General features: G+C 70.4%; 17 protein-coding genes. 8 read left to right on the forward strand and 9 right to left on the reverse strand.

Going from position 1 to position 17,411, the window contains the following annotated elements:
• Nucleotides 1-3: 3 nt before the first annotated feature.
• Together BLU02_RS02190 and BLU02_RS02195 are read right to left on the reverse strand one after the other, a co-directional pair.
• Nucleotides 4-1,668 carry an alpha-amylase family protein gene (locus BLU02_RS02190; protein WP_060922083.1) on the reverse strand — a complete coding sequence of 555 codons (1,665 nt, stop codon included), beginning with the start codon at nt 1,666-1,668 and terminating at the stop codon, nt 4-6.
• A complete protein-coding gene (locus BLU02_RS02195) occupies nt 1,665-2,630 on the reverse strand; it encodes a TIGR03885 family FMN-dependent LLM class oxidoreductase (RefSeq protein WP_060922082.1) in 966 nt (321 codons plus the stop codon). Before BLU02_RS02195 ends, BLU02_RS02190 begins: the two co-directional genes overlap by 4 nt.
• Nucleotides 2,631-2,733: 103 nt before the next feature.
• Between BLU02_RS02195 and BLU02_RS02200 the strand changes: the two genes are divergently transcribed.
• Nucleotides 2,734-3,159: a GIY-YIG nuclease family protein gene (locus BLU02_RS02200; protein WP_060922081.1), complete on the forward strand. Its 426-nt coding sequence runs from the start codon at nt 2,734-2,736 to the stop codon at nt 3,157-3,159.
• A gap of 110 nt (nt 3,160-3,269) precedes the next feature.
• Entirely contained in the window at nt 3,270-3,443 is a 174-nt protein-coding gene (locus tag BLU02_RS17370) for a hypothetical protein (protein WP_153244978.1), read from the forward strand.
• 60 nt (nt 3,444-3,503) lie between these two features.
• Here BLU02_RS17370 and BLU02_RS02205 read toward each other — a convergent pair whose 3' ends face one another.
• The 4 genes from BLU02_RS02205 to zapE all read right to left on the reverse strand — a co-directional run bounded on the left by BLU02_RS02205 (nt 3,504) and on the right by zapE (nt 7,003).
• Nucleotides 3,504-3,890, reverse strand: a complete 387-nt coding sequence (locus BLU02_RS02205) for an SPW repeat domain-containing protein (RefSeq protein WP_060922080.1) — start codon at nt 3,888-3,890, stop codon at nt 3,504-3,506.
• Nucleotides 3,891-3,973: 83 nt separating this feature from the next.
• On the reverse strand, nt 3,974-4,573 hold the full coding sequence (locus tag BLU02_RS02210) for a type II toxin-antitoxin system PemK/MazF family toxin (RefSeq protein ID WP_082750041.1): 600 nt from the start codon (nt 4,571-4,573) through the stop codon (nt 3,974-3,976).
• Between the two features lie 19 nt (nt 4,574-4,592).
• Nucleotides 4,593-5,831 carry an ammonium transporter gene (locus BLU02_RS02215; RefSeq protein ID WP_025103552.1) on the reverse strand — a complete coding sequence of 413 codons (1,239 nt, stop codon included), beginning with the start codon at nt 5,829-5,831 and terminating at the stop codon, nt 4,593-4,595.
• Between the two features lie 134 nt (nt 5,832-5,965).
• Nucleotides 5,966-7,003 carry a cell division protein ZapE gene (gene zapE, locus BLU02_RS02220; protein WP_060922079.1) on the reverse strand — a complete coding sequence of 346 codons (1,038 nt, stop codon included), beginning with the start codon at nt 7,001-7,003 and terminating at the stop codon, nt 5,966-5,968.
• A 144-nt stretch (nt 7,004-7,147) separates the two neighbouring features.
• Here zapE and BLU02_RS02225 point away from each other — a divergent pair, with 144 nt between their 5' ends.
• Complete coding sequence (locus tag BLU02_RS02225) at nt 7,148-8,041, forward strand: sulfurtransferase (protein WP_060922078.1); 894 nt, start codon at nt 7,148-7,150, stop codon at nt 8,039-8,041.
• 18 nt (nt 8,042-8,059) lie between these two features.
• Complete coding sequence (locus tag BLU02_RS02230) at nt 8,060-8,491, forward strand: SufE family protein (RefSeq protein ID WP_060922077.1); 432 nt, start codon at nt 8,060-8,062, stop codon at nt 8,489-8,491.
• On the opposite strand, the gene BLU02_RS02235 is transcribed toward BLU02_RS02230, so the two are convergent.
• On the reverse strand, nt 8,475-9,632 hold the full coding sequence (locus tag BLU02_RS02235) for an alpha/beta hydrolase family protein (RefSeq protein ID WP_060922076.1): 1,158 nt from the start codon (nt 9,630-9,632) through the stop codon (nt 8,475-8,477). The genes BLU02_RS02230 and BLU02_RS02235 overlap by 17 nt on opposite strands.
• Nucleotides 9,633-9,657: 25 nt before the next feature.
• Between BLU02_RS02235 and BLU02_RS02240 the strand changes: the two genes are divergently transcribed.
• The 4 genes from BLU02_RS02240 to BLU02_RS02255 all read left to right on the forward strand — a co-directional run bounded on the left by BLU02_RS02240 (nt 9,658) and on the right by BLU02_RS02255 (nt 14,842).
• Nucleotides 9,658-10,239, forward strand: coding sequence for a DUF3000 domain-containing protein (locus BLU02_RS02240; protein WP_060922075.1), 582 nt, complete (start codon nt 9,658-9,660; stop codon nt 10,237-10,239).
• The gene (locus BLU02_RS02245; protein ID WP_083370866.1) at nt 10,232-11,425 is read left to right on the forward strand and encodes a ribonuclease D; all 1,194 of its coding nucleotides are present in this window, start codon (nt 10,232-10,234) and stop codon (nt 11,423-11,425) included. The genes BLU02_RS02240 and BLU02_RS02245 overlap by 8 nt, the downstream gene beginning before the upstream one ends.
• Before the next feature lie 73 nt (nt 11,426-11,498).
• The gene (locus BLU02_RS02250; RefSeq protein ID WP_060921823.1) at nt 11,499-12,704 is read left to right on the forward strand and encodes a thiolase family protein; all 1,206 of its coding nucleotides are present in this window, start codon (nt 11,499-11,501) and stop codon (nt 12,702-12,704) included.
• A complete protein-coding gene (locus BLU02_RS02255; protein ID WP_060921822.1) occupies nt 12,701-14,842 on the forward strand; it encodes a 3-hydroxyacyl-CoA dehydrogenase NAD-binding domain-containing protein in 2,142 nt (713 codons plus the stop codon). Before BLU02_RS02250 ends, BLU02_RS02255 begins: the two co-directional genes overlap by 4 nt.
• Here BLU02_RS02255 and BLU02_RS02260 read toward each other — a convergent pair whose 3' ends face one another.
• Complete coding sequence (locus BLU02_RS02260) at nt 14,843-16,507, reverse strand: GMC oxidoreductase (protein WP_060921821.1); 1,665 nt, start codon at nt 16,505-16,507, stop codon at nt 14,843-14,845.
• Nucleotides 16,497-17,411, reverse strand: coding sequence for a YegS/Rv2252/BmrU family lipid kinase (locus BLU02_RS02265; RefSeq protein ID WP_060921820.1), 915 nt, complete (start codon nt 17,409-17,411; stop codon nt 16,497-16,499). Before BLU02_RS02265 ends, BLU02_RS02260 begins: the two co-directional genes overlap by 11 nt.

Genomic DNA, 17,411 nt, shown 5'->3' on the forward strand with positions numbered 1-17,411 from the left:
TCGTCACAGGACCCTGCCGTCCCCCGGGCGCGAGACCCGCAGCCACCGGTAGCCGTAGGCAGGAAGCTCCAGCTCCACCCCGCCGTCCTCGTCGAGGGGCACGCGCCGCGCGTCGAGGAGGTCGACCAGGGTCGTGCCCGCGGGCTCCTCCCCCAGCCGGAACCGCGTCGTCGCCGGCCGTTCCGCGAAGTTGTGGACGGCGATCGTGCGTCCCACATCCGCCTCCAGGGAGTGCACCAGCAGCGCCTCCTGCGGCTGGTCGATGACGCCGAACGTGCCCCACCCGAGCTCGGGCGACACCCGGTAGCGCGCGATCAGGTCGCGGACGAAGTGCAGCAACGATCCCCTGCCCTCGAGCTGCGCGGCGGCGTTCACGTGCGCCGGGGCATAGCCGTCCGCGGGAAGCGGCGCCACCAGACGCGAGGGGCGGGCGTCGGAGAAGCCGCCATTGCGATCCGCCGACCACTGCATCGGGGTGCGTACGGCCTGCCGCCCCTCGATGGCGATGTTCTCGCCCATCCCGATCTCCTCGCCGTAGAACAGCACCGGCGTCCCGGGGAGGGTGAAGAGAAGGCTGTAGGCCATCCGGATCCTCCGGGGATCGCCTTCCAGCATCGGCGGCAGCCGTCGGGTGATCCCGCGCCCGAACACCCGCTGCCGCTCGTCCGGGGCGAAGGCCTCGAAGACCTCCTGGCGCTCGGCGTCGCTCAGCTTGTCGAGGGTGAGCTCGTCGTGGTTCCGGAGGAAGTTCGCCCACTGCACCTCCGGCCCGAGAACCGGGCGGGCCGTGAGCGCCTCGACGAGCGGCGCGGGATCGCGGCGGGCGAGCGACAGATAGAGCGCCTGCATCGCCACGAAGTCGAACTGCATGGTCAGCTCATCGCCGTCCGCGCCCCCGAAGTACGCCCGCTGCTCCTCGTACGGGAGATTGACCTCGCCGAGCAGGATCGCCTCGCTGGACCGACGCTGGAGGAAGCGTCGCATGTCCCGCAGCAGCTCGTGCGGGTCGGGGAGGTCGGCCGTCTTCGGGACCTCGAGGAGGAACGGCACGGCGTCCACCCGGAAACCCGAGATGCCCAGCTGCAGCCAGAATCCGATCACCTTCGCGATCTCATCCCTGACCACGGGATTGGCGATGTTGAGGTCGGGCTGGTGCTCGTAGAAGCTGTGCTGGTACCACTGCCCCGACTTCTCGTCCTTCGTCCAGATCCCGTCGGCCTGCCCGGGGAACACCGTGTTCTTCTGGCCCTTCGGCGGCGCGTCGTCGCGCCACACGTAGTAGTCGCGATACGGCGAGTCGACACTCCGGAGCGCCGCGCGGAACCACGGGTGGCGGTCGGAGGTGTGGTTGACGACGAGGTCGACGATCACCCGGATACCGCGGTCGCGGGCCGTGCGGATCACCTCCACGAGGTCGCCGTGGGTGCCCAGACGAGGGTCCACGCCGTAGAAGTCGCTGACGTCGTAGCCGTCGTCGAGGTCGGGCGAGGGATAGAACGGCATGAGCCACAGGCACGTCACACCCAGCTGCGAGAGGTAGTCGATCCGCTGCGCGAGGCCGCGGAGGTCGCCGACGCCGTCGCCGTCCGCGTCCAGGAAGGTCTCCACGTCGAGGCAGTAGACGACGGCCGTCTTCCACCAGAGGTCGCTCGTGTCGGTGATCTTCATGTGCGCTCCCTCAGGGCGGGCAGGATCTCGGCGGCGGCCGCCTTCAGGAATCCGGTCTGCTCCCGACCGACGTGGTGCAGGTAGATCCGGTCGAAGCCGATGCCCACGAGCTCCGCCAGTCGTCCCGCGAGGGAACGGGCGTCATGATCGACGAGGACCGCTCGTCGCAGGGCTGTCTCGTCGACCTCGCCGACGGCAGCATCGAAGTCCTCCGGCTGTTCGATGTTCCACGCCAGCGGCGGCGTGACGATCCCCTGCCGCCACTGCTCCTTCGCGACCGTGTACGCCTCGGCATCGTCGGCGCCCCAGCTCACGTGCGTCTGCAGGATGCACGGCCCCTGTCCTCCGGCTGAACGGTAGGCCTCGACCACCCTCCGAAGCGCGGACGGCTCCTGGGCGACGGTCGCGAGCCCGTCCGCCCACCCGGCCGCCCACTCCGCGGTCTCGGGGCTGACCGCGGTGGCGAAGAGGGGTGGCGGCTGCGCCGGCCGGGTCCAGACCCGGGCGCGGTGCACGCGCACGAGACCGTCGTGGTCGACCTCCTCTCCGGCCAGCAGCCGCCGGATCACGTCCACGCTCTCGCCCAACCGCGCGTTCCGGACGTCCTTGGCCGGCCAGATGTCGCCCGTCACGTGCTCGTTCATGGCTTCCCCGCTGCCGAGCGCGGCCCAGAACCGTCCGGGGAACATCTCCTCCAGCGTTCCGAAGGCCTGCGCGACGATCGCGGGGTGGTACCGCTGTCCCGGCGCGTTGACCATGCCGATCGGGAAGCGGGTGCGGGCCAGCGCCGCGGCGATCCAGCTGAACGCGAATCCCGACTCCCCCTGCTCGGGCAGCCACGGGGCCAGGTGGTCGGAGCACATCGCCCCGTCGAAGCCGGCCCACTCCGCGCTGACGACCGCGTCGAGCAAGGCGCTGGGGCGGATCTGCTCATGGGAGGCGTGGAATCCGATGAAGACCATAGGCCGAGTCTGGCAAGGGACGACGCTCCGCGGCAGTGGTTGACAGGAGCGCCGGCTGCTGCCAAGTGGCAGCGATGTCCGAGGGACGACGTACGCTGCTCCGGTGCCGAAACCCCGCCTTCTCCCCGGACCCTGCCCGCTGTGCGGCGGTCTCGCCGGGCTGCGGACGGACGATGCGTGGCACTGCGCGCTCTGCGACTGGCGCTACGGGGACTCCCCCGACCCCGACCTGCCGTTCCCGCGGATCGACGTCGTGTACTACCTCCGTTACGACCGCAGGGTGAAGATCGGCACGAGCAGGCAGCCACGGCGCCGCCTCGCGAGCATCCGTCATGACGAGCTCCTCGCCTTCGAACAGGGCGACCGGGTGCGCGAACAGCAGCGGCATCGCGAGTTCGCCTCCGCCCGCGAAGGCGGCGAGTGGTTCACTCTGACGCCCGAGATCCGCGCTCACATCGCCCGCTTGCAGCAGGGCGGCGACCCCTGGCACCAGTACGCCCGCTGGATCAGCGCCGCTCTCCGGGGCTGAGCCGCCTATCACCACGCGTCCGATCGCACCAGGGGATCCCGACCTTCGCGGACGGCAGGCAGACTCGCCCATGAACGGGCGCACCCGGCGCCCCGCGTGAGAGGACAGACATGAACGGACGAGAGAACATCCCCGCCGACGACGTCAGCGCGCAGGATCCGCTCGCCGGCGACGGGAGCGGCGACCCGAACAGCGACCGCCAGTTCCTCCAGGACCTGCCTCCGGCCCAGGTCGACACCGAGCAGCAGCAGGAGCATCAGGCCGAGGCCGACGACGAGGAGTAATCCTCGCGACGACGAGGGGCGACCGGATCGGCATCCGGTCGCCCCTCGTCGTGTCCGGCGTCAGGCGGTCGCCGCGCGTCCGCGCGTGCTCTGCGGCTGGGGCTGGGAGAACAGCACGACGACGATGACGGCGGCACCGACGACGACGTGCGGGAGCCAGACGTTCAGCGCCTCGTCCGCGAAGCCGAACAGCCACGGCGACAGGGCGAGGAAGAGGCTTGCGACGATGTCGAAGACGAGGTGCACGGGCATGGGGATCAGCCCGAACGGACCCCACTCGTACTTCGTGAAGAGGCTGTAGACGATGAGGCCGATGCCGAGGACGATCGGGATGACGACGGGGGCTCCGCCCATGCCGGCGAAGCCGAAGAGCCAGGGCGCGGCGATCAGGGCGATTCCGACGACGTAGTCGAGAACTCCATGGACCTTGGTCGGGATGAAACGCATGATTCCTCCTTGGGTGCCGCCGGCGGCGACTCACAGGAAGGTTCGGAGCCCTGCCCCCATCGGATGGGAACGCGGCGTCCGCCTCAGCTCTGTGCCCACCCGTATCGCCGTTGGAGCGCCGCGGCGACCCGGGCGTACCGGGTACGGTCCAGGGCCGCCGCCTCCCGGCGCAGACCACGCTCGTGGACGCTGTAGAGCTGTTCGATGTCGACCCAGGACTCGCGGCCCTGCCCGTCCCACTCCCCGCTCCCGATCGAGAGGTAGTCACGGTCGCCGTCGTGCGGCCTGCTGGTCATCCGCACCGCGTACACCCGCTCGGACGACTGCCGTCCGATCACCAGCACAGGCCGGTCCTTGCCTCGGCCGTCGTTCTCCTCGTACGGCACCCAGGTCCAGACGACCTCGCCCGCATCCGGGGCCCCGTCCCGCTGCGGCGCGTACGACACGCGGACGGCCGGCATGCGCCCGGCGTCGAGCCGCACGGTCTCGGTGCCGCGGGTGCGTCCCGGCTCGATGCCGGCATCCGAGCCCGTCGCGGACCGCCGCTCCCGCTCCTCTGCCGTCCGCAGACGCGCGTCCGGGCGCCGCGGACCGGGAGAGGTCCGCGACGCCCGGGGGGAGCCCACTGCTCGGCGCAGGAGATCCGCGAGTGTCTTCAGGATGCCGTTGCTGGTCGTGCCCACACGGTCACCCTAACCGTCGTCACGCGTTCGCGAGAGCGTAGCCCTCCTCGCCGTGGACGACCTGGTCGACACCGGCGATCTCGTCCTCATTCGTGATGCGGAACCCGATCGTCTTCTGGATCACGAAGCCGATCACCCAGGCGACCACGAAGGAGTAGATCAGCACGCCGGCGGCGGCGATCACCTGGACGGCGAGCTGGCGCGCGTCACCACCGACGAAGAGGCCGGTGCCGGTGGCGAAGAAGCCGAGGTACACGGTCCCGATGAGACCGCCGACGAGGTGGATACCGACCACGTCGAGCGAGTCGTCGAAGCCGAGGCGGAACTTCAGCTCCACGGCGAGGGCACAGACGATGCCGGCGACCGCGCCGAGCAGGAGGGACCACCCGGGGGTGAGGTTGGCGCACGCCGGGGTGATCGCCACGAGACCCGCCACCGCGCCGGACGCGGCGCCGACGGAGGTGGGCTTGCCGTCCTTGATGCGCTCGATGAGGATCCAGCCGAGGATCGCGGCCGCTGTCGCGCCCAGGGTGTTCAGGCCGATGAGGCCGACGCCGCCCATGTCCTCGGCAAGCCACTCCGCGCCGGCGTTGAAGCCGAACCAGCCGAACCACAGCAGGGCGGCGCCCAGCAGCGTCAGCGGCACGTTGTGCGGCTTGAGGATGCCCTTCTGGAAGCCGATGCGCTTGCCCAGCACCAGGGCGAGGGCCAGCGCCGCGGCGCCCGCGTTGATGTGCACAGCGGTGCCGCCGGCGTAGTCGATCACGCCGATGCCGCTGTCCTCGCCGAACAGGGTGGTGCCGAGGTTCATGATCCAGCCACCGCCCCAGACCCAGGCGGCGACCGGGAAGTAGCCGACCGTGGCGAAGACGCCCGCGAAGATCAGCCAGCTGCCGAACTTCGCCCGATCGGCGATCGCCCCGGAGATGAGGGCGACGGTGATGATCGCGAAGGTGGCGCCGTACGCGACGCTGAGGAGGGCGACGTTCGATCCCTCACCCGAGGCGAGGCTGGACAGGCCGATGTCCGCGAACGGGTTGCCCGCGAAAGCCGTCGGGCTGTCCACGGCGCTCATCGAGAAGCCGAAGAGAATCCACAGCACGGCGACGAGTCCGATCGAGCCGAAGCTCATCATCATCATGCTGACGACGCTCTTCGCCTTGACGAGACCGCCGTAGAAGAACGCGACGCCGGGCGTCATGAGCAGCACCAGTGCCGTCGCGGTGATCGCCCACGAGATGTTGCCGGGAGCATCCATAGGAAAACCTCACATCCGAAGTAGTTGAGAGCTTCAGTGTGACCACGGGCGATTTCGCCCATGCGTGAGGTTTGTTTCCCCGCGGTTACAGCCCGGCTCCGGGTGTGAACATCGCGTTACGCGGGCCTGCGGGCTTACGCAGAATGCGTGAGCGCGTTGAGCCGGGAGATGGCGCGCAGGTACTTCTTGCGGTAGCCGCCGGCCAGCATCTCGTCGGAGAACACGGCGTCGAGCCCGAGGCCCGTCGCGAGGATCGGGATCTGGGCGTCGTAGACGCGGTCGACGAAGGCGACGAACCGCAGGGCCTCGGACTGGTCGGTGAGCTGGCGCACGCCCCGCAGCCCCACCCGGTGCAGGCCGTCGATGAGCCGGATGTAGCGCGAGGGGTGCACCTGCGCCAAGTGCCGGATGAGGTCGTCGAACGTGTCGTCAGAGACGGCGCCGTCCGCCGCGGCGGCGTCTACGGCGGCGCTGTAGGCGGCATCGTCCAGCGCCACGGCGTGACCGTCGATCGCGCGCTGCCGGAAGTCGACGCCGTCGATGCGCAGGGTCTGGAAGCTGTCCGACATCGCGTGGATCTCGCGGAGGAAGTCCTGCGCGGCGAAGCGCCCCTCGCCGAGCGCGTTCGGCGGCGTGTTGGACGTGGCCGCGAGCCGGGTGCCGGTGGGCACGAGCTCCCCCAGCAGGCGCGTCATGACCATGGTGTCGCCCGGGTCGTCGAGCTCGAACTCGTCGATGCAGAGCAGATCGGCGCCCTTGAGGAGGTCGACGGTGTTCTTGTAGCCGAGGGCACCCACCAGGGCGGTGTACTCGATGAACGAGCCGAAGTACTTCCGTCGAGCCGGCATCGCGTGGTAGATCGAGGCGAGCAGATGGGTCTTGCCCACGCCGAAGCCGCCGTCGAGGTAGACGCCGGGCTTGAGCTCCGGCTCCTTCTTGGCCCGGCTGAACAGACCGCCGCGCTTGACGGGAGCACCGCGTCCTGCGAAGCGGAGCAGCGTCTGCTTCGCCTCCTCCTGTGACGGGTAGGCGGGGTCCGCCCGATAGCTGTCGAACGTGGCGTCGTCGAACTGCGGCGGCGGCACGAGGCTCGCGAGCATCTCGGGTCCGCTGACCGTCGGTGTGCGCTCGGTGAGGTGGACGGTTCCGGTGCGGGTGGTCGGGTCGGTCATCACGGTCCTGAATCAGGCAACGGCCTGTGTCGAAGTCTTACGGATCGGGTCCCGGGGGCGCGCGGAGGATCTATCGTCGAAGGGACGGATCCACACTACGCCGTCCGCACCGCCCGCTCGCCCGCTCACCGCTACGGAGACCCCATGGCCATCGAGTTCGACTCCTCCTCCCCCAAGTTCGCCGAGTACGCCGAGCCCGGCCGCCTGGTGACGACCGAGTGGCTCGCCGCCCACCTGGGAGAGCCCGGCCTCGTGGTCGTCGAGTCGGACGAGGACGTCCTCCTCTACGAGACGGGCCACATTCCCGGAGCGGTGAAGGTGGACTGGCACACCGAGCTCAACGACCCGGTGGTGCGGGACTACGTCGACGGTGAGGGCTTCGCCGAGCTGCTCAGCCGCAAGGGCATCGCCCGCGACGACACGGTCGTGATCTACGGCGACAAGAACAACTGGTGGGCCGCCTACGCACTGTGGGTGTTCTCGCTCTTCGGCCACGAGGACGTGCGCCTCCTCGACGGCGGTCGTGACCGCTGGATCGCGGAGGGCCGCGAGCTGACCCGGGAGGCGACGAACCGTCCTGCCACGGAGTACCCGGTGGTGGAGCGCGACGACTCGGTCATCCGCGCATACAAGGAGGACGTGCTCGCCCACCTCGGCAATCCGCTCATCGACGTGCGCTCGCCGGAGGAGTACAGCGGCGAGCGGACCACGGCTCCCGCCTACCCGGAGGAGGGGACGCTGCGGGCCGGCCACATCCCCACCGCGCAGAGCGTGCCGTGGGCGAAGGCCGTCGCCGAGGACGGCGGCTTCAAGAGCCGTGCCGAGCTCGACGCCATCTACCGCGACGGCGCGGGGCTGCAGGACGGCGATGACGTCGTGGCCTACTGCCGCATCGGGGAGCGCTCGAGCCACACCTGGTTCGTGCTCAAGCACCTCCTCGGCTTCGAGAATGTCCGCAACTACGACGGCTCGTGGACGGAGTGGGGCAGCGCCGTGCGCGTCCCGATCGTGACGGGCACAGAGCCCGGGACCGTCTGAGGTGGGAGAATGGCGGGGATGAACGCCTCCGCCCTGCCTGACACTCTCGCCGAGATCCGCGACGGATTCCTGGAGACCCCGGAATCGGACCGCCTGCTGCTACTCCTGGAGTATGCGGACGAGCTGCCCGCCGTCTCCGACGAGGTGGCGGCGCATCCGGAGATGTGCGAGCGCGTCGCGGAGTGTCAATCGCCGGTCTACATCTACGTCGAAGTCCACGACGACGTCGTGACCATGCACGCCACGGCTCCGGAAGAGGCGCCGACGACCCGGGGGTTCGCGAGCATCCTGGTGCAGGGCCTCACCGGACTGACGGCGGACGAGGTCCTGGCGATCCCCGAGGACTACCCGCAGTCGATCGGGCTCACGAAGGCGGTGTCACCGCTGCGGATCGGCGGCATGACCGGCATGCTGATGCGCGCCAAGAACCAGGTCAGGCAGAAGCGCTGAGCCCCTGCGCCGCAAGCCACTCCGTGATCGCGGTGGTCCAGCCCTTCTCGTCGTAGTTCCAGAGCTTGGTGTGCCTCGCGACCGTGAAGCGCGGCATGGTGACGAGTTCCGGCCGCGCCTCCTGCAGGGCGTGTGAGGCGTCCGCGGGGACGAAGCCGTCGTCGTCGCTGTGCAGGATGAGGATCGGCGCGTGCAGTTCGTCGGCACGGGCGACCATATCCAGGCGGTCGAACAGGATGGGTTCGTCCGCGCCGCTGAGCTTCGCCGTGAGCGGCAGCTGCAGCGCCCCCATCGCGAGGGCGGGAAGGGGTTCACGCACCCGGGCGACCCGAGCCTGGAAGCGCAGCACGGTGCGCCAATCCACGACCGGCGACTCCAGAATGATGCCCGCGATGCGGTCGCGATAGCCGGAGTTGACCGCGGCCTGCAACGACACGGCGCCGCCCATGGACCAGCCCATCAGCACGACCCGCTCCGCGCCGTGACGCAACGCGTAGGCGATCCCGGCGTCCACGTCCCGCCACTCCGACGCCCCGAGGGCGTAGGCGCCCGCCTTGGTCCGCGGCGCCTCGCCGTCGTTGCGGTACGACACGACGAGCGTGGGCAGCCCCGCCGCATGCAGCACCGGCACGGCACGGAGGCATTCCGCCCGCGTCGTGCCGCGACCGTGCACCTGGATGACCCAGGTCGAGGAGTCCCCCGGGAAGAACCACGCGGGGCACGGCCCGGCCGGAGAGCCGATGAGCACGTTCTCCCATCGCAGGTGCAACTCGCTCGGCGACGTGTAGTAGCTGCCGCTGAACGAGGCTCCGCGGTCCACCCGGGCTCCGGGTTCGATCTTCGTGAGGAGCTTGCGCCGCACGGTGGTGCTGTCCGCGCTGAGCACCGCGCCGAGCTTGACGTAGCCGTACGTGCCCGTGGTGAAGAGGCCGTATCGCCCCGGCAGCTCGGTGTCGAGGGTGCGGCGGAGTTCGATGGTCTGCGCCCCGGTGTCGATCGCGAGGATCTCCGTGTCCTGGACGCGGCTTCGCAACGGGGTGACGACCCGACGCGCCACCGCGATCACGAGGATCCCGACGGTGGCGCCCAGGGCGAGGAGCGCGGGGACAACGATCGCAACGGCGTGCCTGAGACTCTTCATCGCCTTCCGACTCTAGCCTGTTGCCGTGACCGCACACCCCGAGGCCGGGACGCCCTTCGACGCCGCCGTCGCCGAACTGCGCGCGACCGCGTTCCGCGACGACATCGCGGTCCGCGAGATCCCCACGCCGCAGAACCTCGCGCCCTTCGCGATCGCGCTCTCCGCCGACGTCCGCCCGGGCGAGGACGGCGACTCGATATACGGCACCGGACGGTTCATCCTCCTGCACGATCCCGACGAACCGGATGCCTGGGGCGGCGCCTGGCGCATCGTGATCTTCGCCCAGGCTCCGCTGGAGACCGAGATCGGCACAGACCCCCTGCTCGCCGACGTCACCTGGTCGTGGCTCGTCGACGCGCTGGATTCTCGAGACGCGATCTACCACTCCCCGTCCGGCACGTCGACGAAGACGCTGTCGAAGGGATTCGGCGGCCTCGCCGACGAGGGAGACGGTGCACAGATAGAATTGCGGGCGTCCTGGACTCCGGAGGGCCCGTTCCGACCGCACGTCGAAGCATGGGCCGAGCTGGTCGGAATGCTGGCGGGGCTTCCGCCGGGTTCCGAGGGCATCGCCGTGATCGGCGCGCGAAAGGCTGTACGTGACTGAATACTCCGTGATCTCCGAAACCGAGGAGTTCCGCGCCGCCTGTGCTGCGCTCGCCGCAGGCACCGGCCCGGTCGCCGTCGACGTGGAGCGGGCGTCCGGCTTCCGCTACTCGCAGCGGGCCTATCTGGTCCAGGTGTTCCGGCGCGAGGCCGGGGTGTTCCTGTTCGACCCGCCCGCGATCGGCGACTTCGCTCCCCTGCAGGAGGCCATCGGCGACGTCGAGTGGGTGCTCCACGCGGCCAGCCAGGACCTCCCGTCGCTGCGCGAGCTGCACCTGGAGCCGAAGGAGATCTTCGACACCGAGCTCGCGTCCCGCCTGCTCGGTCACGACAGGGTGGGTCTGGCCGCCGTCGTCGAGGACACGCTCGGCATCACCCTGAAGAAGGAGCACTCGGCAGCCGACTGGTCGACCCGTCCGCTGCCCGACTCCTGGCTGGACTATGCCGCGCTGGACGTGCTGCACCTCGTCGACGTCCGTGACGCCCTCGTCGCCGAGCTCGAAGAACAGGGCAAGACCGCGTTCGCCGCGCAGGAGTTCGCCGCCACCCTGGCGCGCGCCCCGAAGGCCCCGCGCGAAGACCCCTGGCGGCGGCTGAGCGGGCTCCACCAGGTGCGCGGCGCCCGCAACCTCGCCGTGGCCCGCGCCCTGTGGGAGGCGCGCGAGATGTACGCGCAGCAGCAGGACATCTCGCCCGGGCGCCTCGTGCCCGACCGCTCCCTCGTCGCCGCCGTCCTCGCCAACCCCGCCTCCAAGCAGGCTCTCGCGGGAGTCAAGGAGTTCCAGGGTCGCGCGAGCCGCACCCAGCTCGACCGCTGGTGGCAGGCGATCGTCGACGGCCGTGCCGCCGAGACGCTGCCGCGCGAGCGTGTGCCCAGCGACGCGCTCCCGCCGCCCCGCGCCTGGGGCGACCGCAACCCGGACGCGGACGCCCGCCTGAAGGCCGCCCGTCCCGCCGTCGAGGCCGTCGCGGAGGAGCTGGGTATGCCCACGGAGAACCTCCTCACGCCCGAGTACCTGCGCCGGGTCGCGTGGGACGGCCCGGGCACGACGGCGGAAGAGATCGGCGCCGCGCTGTCCGCGCTCGGGGCCCGCCCCTGGCAGGTTGAACAGACTGCACAGAAGATCGCCGACGCCTTTGTAGAGGCGGCGCAATCGCCGGACACCACGTCCGCGACGGCTTCGTAGGTTCGATCCAACCGATTCCTCCCGGTTTCCGGCCGTTCATAGACTGAGGCCACCGCACTAACTTGGAGGCAGAGTGGCCGAGATCTCGGACGTCTTCTTCGTCGATGGAGTGCGCACCCCCTTCGGGCGCGCCGGCGAAAAGGGCATGTACTGGAACACCCGCGCGGATGACCTCGCCGTGAAGGCGACCATCGGCCTGATGGAGCGCAACGCGGCCGTGCCGGCGGACCGCATCGACGATGTCGCCATCGCCGCGACGAGCCAGACCGGCGACCAGGGGCTCACCCTCGGGCGGTCGGTGGCGATCCTCGCCGGACTCCCCCAGACCGTCCCCGGACTCGCGGTGGAGCGCATGTGCGCCGGCGCGATGACGAGCGTGACGACCATGGGCGCCTCGATCGGCGTGGGCATGTACGACCTCGCCCTCGCAGGCGGCGTCGAGCACATGGGTCACCACCCGATCGGCGCGAACGCCGACCCCAACCCGCGTTTCGTGGCGGAGAAGATGGTCGACCCTGGCGCCCTCAACATGGGCGTCACCGCGGAGCGCATCTTCGACCGCTTCCCGCACCTCACCAAGGAGCGCTCCGACCGCTACGGCATGCGCAGCCAGCAGAAGGTGCAGGCGGCGTACGACGCCGGCAAGATCCAGCCGGACCTCGTGTCCGTCGCGATCAAGGGTGCCGACGGTGCCTGGGGCCTCGCCACCGAGGATGAGGGCCGCCGTCCGCAGACCACGATGGAGGACCTCGCCGGCCTCAAGACTCCCTTCCGCCCACACGGTCGCGTGACCGCCGGAACGTCCTCCCCGCTCACCGACGGCGCGACGATGTCGCTGCTCGCCGGCGGCAGCGCGGTCAAGGAGCTCGGACTTGCGCCGAAGATGCGGATGGTCTCGTTCGCGTTCGCCGGTGTGCAGCCCGAGATCATGGGTATCGGCCCGATCCCGTCGACCGAGAAGGCGCTCAAGAAGGCCGGTCTGGACATCTCCGACATCGGACTCTTCGAGCTCAATGAGGCGTTCGCCATCCAGGTGATCTCCCTCCTCGACCACTTCGGCATCGACGACGACGACCCCCGCGTGAACCCGTGGGGCGGCGCGATCGCCGTGGGCCACCCGCTGGCCGCATCCGGCGTCCGCCTCATGATCCAGCTCGCGGCGCAGTTCGCCGAGCGCCCCGACGTGCGCTACGGCCTGACGGCGATGTGCGTCGGTCTCGGTCAGGGCGGATCGGTCATCTGGGAGAACCCGCACTACGACGGAAAGAAGAAGAAGTGAGCTACGACGACGTCGACTTCTCGCCCATCCAGGCGCTCACCGAGGGAGAGGTCATCACGCACTCCCCCGTGCGCGACATCCGCCTCGCGTCGGGCAAGGTCCTCGCCCTGATCACGCTGGACAACGGTCGGGACCACACCCGTCCGAACACCCTAGGTCCTGCCACCCTCACCGAACTCGGCGCGACACTCGACGGCCTGAAGAGCCGCGCGGCGGCCAGCGAGATCCAGGCGGTCGGCATCACCGGCAAGCAGTACATCATGGCCGCCGGTGCCGACCTCTCGGACATCAGCAAGGTCGGCTCCCGGGACAACGCGCGTCTGATCGCCCAGCTCGGCCACAAGGTGCTCGGGAAGCTGAGCGAGCTCGGCGTGCCGTCGTTCGCGTTCGTGAACGGACTCGCACTGGGCGGTGGCCTGGAGATCGCGCTGAACTCCACGTACCGCACGGTCGACGCCTCGGCGGCGGCCGTGGCGCTGCCCGAGGTCTTCCTCGGCATCATCCCCGGCTGGGGCGGGGCGTACCTGCTGCCGAACCTCATCGGCATCGAGAACGCCCTCGAGGTGGTCATCTCCAACCCCCTCAAGCAGAACCGCATGCTGAAGCCGCAGCAGGCCTTCGACCTCGGCATCTTCGACGCCATCTTCCCCGCTGCGACCTACCTCGAGAACTCGCTCGCCTGGGCGGACGCGGTCCTCGGCGGCACGAAGGTCGTGCGCAAGAACGAGCCGGGCAAGATCGAGCGGCTCACCAAGTGGCCGATCGCCATCAAGATGGCGCGCGGCATGCTGGAGTCCAAGATCGGCACCGTGCCGAAGTCGCCCTACGCGGCTCTCGAGCTGCTCGACAAGGCGAAGAGCGGCACCAAGGCGGAGGGCTTCGCCCGCGAGGACGAGGCTCTGGCGGAACTGGTGACCGGCGATCAGTTCGCCGCGTCGATGTACGCCTTCGACCTCGTGCAGAAGCGCGCGAAGCGTCCGGTCGGCGCCCCCGACAAGGAGCTCGCGAAGAAGGTCACCAAGGTCGGCATCATCGGTGCGGGTCTCATGGCCAGCCAGTTCGCGCTGCTGTTCGTGCGCAAGCTCCAGGTGCCCGTGCTGATCACCGACCTCGACCAGGCGCGCGTCGACAAGGGCGTCGCCTACATCCACGAGGAGATCGGCAAGCTGGAGGCCAAGGGCCGGGTGGACGCGGACACCGCGAACAAGCTGCGCGGTCTCGTCACGGGCACCACCGACAAGAGCCTCTACGCGGACTGCGACTTCGTCATCGAGGCGGTCTTCGAAGAGGTCGGCGTCAAGCAGCAGGTCTTCGGCGAGATCGAGAAGATCATCGCGGAGGACGCGGTGCTCGCCACGAACACCTCGTCGCTCTCGGTCGAGGAGATCGGCGCGAAGCTCGCCCACCCGGAGCGGCTCGTCGGCTTCCACTTCTTCAACCCGGTCGCGGTCATGCCGCTGATCGAGATCGTGAAGACGCCGACGACCGCCGACACCGCCCTGTCGACGGCGTTCGTCGTCGCCAAGAACCTCGGCAAGAACGCGGTGCTCACCGCCGATGCCCCGGGCTTCGTGGTGAACCGTCTGCTCGCGAAGGTCATGGGCGAGGCGGCGCGCGCCGTCTACGAGGGCACCCCGATCGCCGACGTCGAGAAGGCGTTCGCGCCGCTCGGCCTCCCGATGGGCCCCTTCCAGCTCATCGACCTCGTCGGCTGGAAGGTCGCCGCGCACGTGCAGGACACCATGGTGCGCGCGTTCCCCGACCGGTTCTACGCCAACGAGAACTTCCATGCCCTGGCCGAGCTCGACCAGGTCGTCGAGAAGGACAAGGGCGGCCGGGTGGTCGGCTGGACGAAGCAGGCCGAGAAGGTCCTGGCGCCCGCCGTCGGCAAGAGCCCGGCGTCGGCGGCCACGATCCTGCAGCGCGTGCAGGACGGACTCGCGACCGAGATCAAGCTGATGCTCGACGAGGGCGTGGTGCCGGAGGTCGAGGACATCGACCTGTGCCTCATCCTCGGCGCCGGCTGGCCGTTCATCGATGGTGGGGCGTCGCCGTACCTCGACCGCGAGGGGGCCGCCGAGCGCGCGTTCGGCGGCTCGTTCCACACGCCGCAGATCCGCGGTATCGAGAACCGCTGATCAGCTCTCCGCAGGGGGTCGCGCCACCGGCGCGGCCCCCTGTGTCGTCCCCGATGCCGGCCGAGTATCCGGCTCGCCGCGTCGTGGCCAGTGCGACAGGGCGTGCTCCGCGAGGGCGGTGATGGTCAGGGACGGGTTCACCCCCGGATTCGCGGGTACGGCGGCTCCATCGACGACGTGCAGCCCCGGGTGTCCCCAGACGCGCTGATACTCGTCCACGACCCCCTCCTCCGGCGAGCCGGAGATCACCGCCCCGCCGAGGAAGTGCGCGGTGAGCGGGATCCCGAAGACCTCCGGCCAGGAGCCGCGCGGCTCGGTGGGCACTCCGCCCTCGCGCTGCAGGCGGGCAGCGATGGCACGGGCGGCACGATGCGCCTCGGGGAGGTGGCTGGGGTTCGGTGCGCCGTGCCCCTGGGCGCTCGTGAGCTGCACGCGCCCGAAGCGCCGCCGCAGCGACAGCGTGAGCGAGTTGTCGGCGGTCTGCATGACGAGCGCGATGATCCCCCGCTCGCTCCAGCGCCGGAGGGAGGCGAGGCGCAGGGCCCGCGCGGGACGGCGCAGCACCTGCCCCGCGAGCGCGGCGAGGCGACCCGGCAGGGCGCGGTCACCGGGGACCAGCACGGTGGCGAGAGCGCCCATCAGGTTCGATCCCGGACCGTAGCGGACGTTCTCGACATGGGTGCGGTCGTCCACGTGGAAAGAGGTGGTGATCGCCACGCCCCGCGCCACCTCCACCCGCTCCGGCACGCGAACCGCGACGGCGCCGTCCAACGCCTCCGAGTTCGTCCGGGTGAGCCGGCCCACGGCGTCGGAGATCCGCGGGAGCGCGCCAGACGCCTTCATCCGATGGAGGAGCTGCTGGGTGCCCCAGGTCCCCGCCGCCAGCACGACCTCTCGCGCGGTGACGGTCTGCTCACGCCGCCGGAACCAGGCACCACTCCGTCGTGTCGTGACGGAGAAGCCGCCGTCCGGCAGCTCACGCACCTCGGTGACGGTGCGCAGCGGCTCGATGACCGCCCCGCGGCGCTCGGCCAGGGCAAGGTAGTTCTTCACGAGGGTGTTCTTCGCGCCGACGCGGCAGCCGACCATGCAGTTCCCACAGAGCGTGCAGCCCGTGCGCTCCGGACCCTCGCCGCCGAAGAACGGATCGGCGACCCGCTGCCCCGGCTCCCCGAACCACACGCCGACCGGGGCTCGGCGAAAAGTCGCACCCACCCCGAGGTCCTCCGCGGCTCCCGCCATGATCCGCTCCACAGGACCCTCGTGCGGATAGCGCTCCACCACGCCGAGCATGCGCTTGGCCGTGGCGTAGTGCGGGGCCAGTGCCGCGCGCCAGTCTCGGATCGACGCCCACTGAGCGTCGGAGAAGAACGCCGCGCCGGGTTCGTACAGCGTGTTCGCGTAGTTGAGCGACCCCCCGCCCACGCCCGCCCCCGCGAGGATCATGACGTGCGGGAGCCGGTGGATGCGCTGCACCCCGAAGCACCCGAGCGCCGGTGCCCAGAGGTAGCGACGGACGTCCCAGCTCGTCTTCGCGAAGTCCTCGTCGGCGAAGCGCCGCCCGGCCTCGAACACACACACGCGGTAGCCCTTCTCCGTGAGCCGGAGGGCCGCGACGGAGCCGCCGAAGCCCGACCCGACGATGACGACGTCCTCATCGAACATGCGCGTCCCTCCGCTCCGCCCGGGTCATGACCGTCAGTGCCCCCGCCCGGACCGAGATCGTGCAGGAATCCTCCCCCACGCGCTCGCCGTCCGCGTAGGCCACGAGGCCCGGAGCGGAGACCGCGACGGTGCGGGCGCGGAGGTGCTGCACCTCGGGCCGCGCGAGGTGCGTCCCGCGCAGGAGGAAGGGGAACAGGCGCAGCAGCCGGAGGCGGCCGAGGGGGCCCACGGCGACGACGTCGAGGGCGCCGTCGTCCGGGGCCGCGCCCACGCAGACCGGCATCCCCCCGCCGTAGCTGGCCGTGTTCCCGACCGCCACGAGGGTGCCGCGGGCCGGGGTCATCGGGCCGTCATCGGCACGGATCGTGAAATCGAGGGGACGCAGCCGGATGAGCTCGATCAGCAGCGCAAGGTAGTAGCGCAGCGCGCCGGAGGGCCAGCGGAGACGGTTGGTGCGATCGCTCACCCGGGCGTCGAAACCCAGAGCCGCCACGGTGAGGAACAGCGAGGTGCCCGTCGCAGTCCGCACCTCGCCGATGTCGATGGCACGGGGCACGCCGGTCAGCGCGAGCTCGACCGCCTCCGCCACGTCCGCGCGCGGCAGCCCGAGTGCGCGCGCCAGGTCGTTCCCCGTGCCGGCGGGGACCACCGTGACCGGGACGCCCGCGGCGCACACGAGCTCGAGGATGCCGGAGAGGGTGCCGTCGCCGCCGACCACGACGAGTCCGTCGGGTGCCGCGTCCAGCGCGGCCCCGGCCAGTCGCCTCGTGTCCGCAGCCGACTCTCCGACATAGACGCGGACGACCGCGCCCCGCTGCCGCAGATGATCGAGCGTCTCCTGCGCGACACGCTGTCCGCGGCCCTTGCCGGACAGCGGGTTCGACAGCACCGCGATGTGACCCAT

Source organism: Microbacterium paraoxydans (genome assembly GCF_900105335.1).
In the GTDB taxonomy this organism is placed as follows: domain Bacteria; phylum Actinomycetota; class Actinomycetes; order Actinomycetales; family Microbacteriaceae; genus Microbacterium; species Microbacterium paraoxydans.

Bases quoted from the DNA above. Each gene is read 5' to 3' on its own strand.
- BLU02_RS17370 (WP_153244978.1), top strand. From the start codon at position 3,270: ATGAACGGACGAGAGAACATCCCCGCCGACGACGTCAGCGCGCAGGAT.
- BLU02_RS02215 (WP_025103552.1), bottom strand. From the start codon at position 5,831: ATGGATGCTCCCGGCAACATCTCGTGGGCGATCACCGCGACGGCACTG.
- BLU02_RS02260 (WP_060921821.1), bottom strand. From the start codon at position 16,507: ATGTTCGATGAGGACGTCGTCATCGTCGGGTCGGGCTTCGGCGGCTCC.
- BLU02_RS02235 (WP_060922076.1), bottom strand. From the start codon at position 9,632: ATGAAGAGTCTCAGGCACGCCGTTGCGATCGTTGTCCCCGCGCTCCTC.
- zapE (WP_060922079.1), bottom strand. From the start codon at position 7,003: ATGACCGACCCGACCACCCGCACCGGAACCGTCCACCTCACCGAGCGC.
- BLU02_RS02205 (WP_060922080.1), bottom strand. From the start codon at position 3,890: ATGCGTTTCATCCCGACCAAGGTCCATGGAGTTCTCGACTACGTCGTC.
- BLU02_RS02195 (WP_060922082.1), bottom strand. From the start codon at position 2,630: ATGGTCTTCATCGGATTCCACGCCTCCCATGAGCAGATCCGCCCCAGC.
- BLU02_RS02265 (WP_060921820.1), bottom strand. From the start codon at position 17,411: ATGGGTCACATCGCGGTGCTGTCGAACCCGCTGTCCGGCAAGGGCCGC.
- BLU02_RS02225 (WP_060922078.1), top strand. From the start codon at position 7,148: ATGGCCATCGAGTTCGACTCCTCCTCCCCCAAGTTCGCCGAGTACGCC.
- BLU02_RS02190 (WP_060922083.1), bottom strand. From the start codon at position 1,668: ATGAAGATCACCGACACGAGCGACCTCTGGTGGAAGACGGCCGTCGTC.
- BLU02_RS02230 (WP_060922077.1), top strand. From the start codon at position 8,060: ATGAACGCCTCCGCCCTGCCTGACACTCTCGCCGAGATCCGCGACGGA.